The sequence below is a fragment of the Rhizobium sp. 01T444 genome, assembly GCF_056398305.1.
On the sequence record NZ_JBFTPD010000100.1, the window covers coordinates 1 to 1,012 of the forward strand.

Genomic DNA, 1,012 nt, shown 5'->3' on the forward strand with positions numbered 1-1,012 from the left:
GGTACATTCTATTTCCAAGTGCGACATGCCAGTAATTTCAATGGCTTCACTTTGGAGATTTTGGCATGTCGCTTTGCTATCAGCAGTTCACCCTCGCCGATCGTCGCCGTCTTTATCACCTCAGAGAGCGAAAGGTGCCAGTTGGCGAGATCGCCCGCCAGCTCGGACGTCATCGCTCAACGATCTATCGTGAGCTCAAGCGCAACACTTTCCACGATCGCGAGTTTCCCGAGTACACCGGCTACTTTGATACGATCGCCGATGACATCGCCAAGGAGCGGCGCCGAAGGCTGCGCAAGCTCAGGCGGCATCCAAGACTGCGCGAGCTGGTCATTGACCGCCTGAAGGCCTATTGGTCACCGGAACAGATTGCCGGTCGCCTTGCCGAAGACAGCGCAAACCCCGTCCGCATTTGCCCGGAGACCATCTATCGCTTTGTCTACTGCAAGGAGGATTATGGTCTGGGCCTCTATCGCTACCTGCCGGAGGCACGTCGCAAGCGTCGCCCTCGAGGCTCTCGCCGACCGCGCGGCAACGTCTTCCCGGCCGATTGCAGGATATCCCAAAGACCTGATTTTATTGGTAATCGAACCGAGTTCGGACATTGGGAAGGCGATCTGCTGATCTTCAAGCGGGAGCTTGGGCCGACCAATGTCACCTCACTGGTTGAACGCAAGAGCCGCTATACGGTCATGCTCAAGAACAACAGTCGTCATTCGCGACCGATCATGGATAAGATCGTTCATGCTTTCTCGCCGTTGCCAGCGTTGGCGCGGCGGAGCTTTACCTTCGATCGCGGCACGGAGTTCAGCGGCTTCAGGGCTTTGGAGGAAGGCATCGGCGCGAGGAGCTGGTTCTGCGATCCCAGCGCGCCATGGCAGAAAGGCGCCGTTGAGAACACCAACAAACGTATCCGACGCTTCATGCCTGGTGACACGGATCTTGCCAATGTCACCCAGCAACAGCTGACCGAGTTGGCGCATCATCTAAACTCACAGCCTCGCAAATGCCT

Annotated in this window: 1 protein-coding gene; it reads left to right on the forward strand. The window is 57.0% G+C overall.

Annotated features, from left to right (window positions below):
• Window positions 1-65: 65 nt before the first annotated feature.
• Window positions 66-1,012 (forward strand): IS30 family transposase (locus AC1DTN_RS37320; RefSeq protein ID WP_477925127.1); only part of this gene is annotated, 947 nt, incomplete at its 3' end.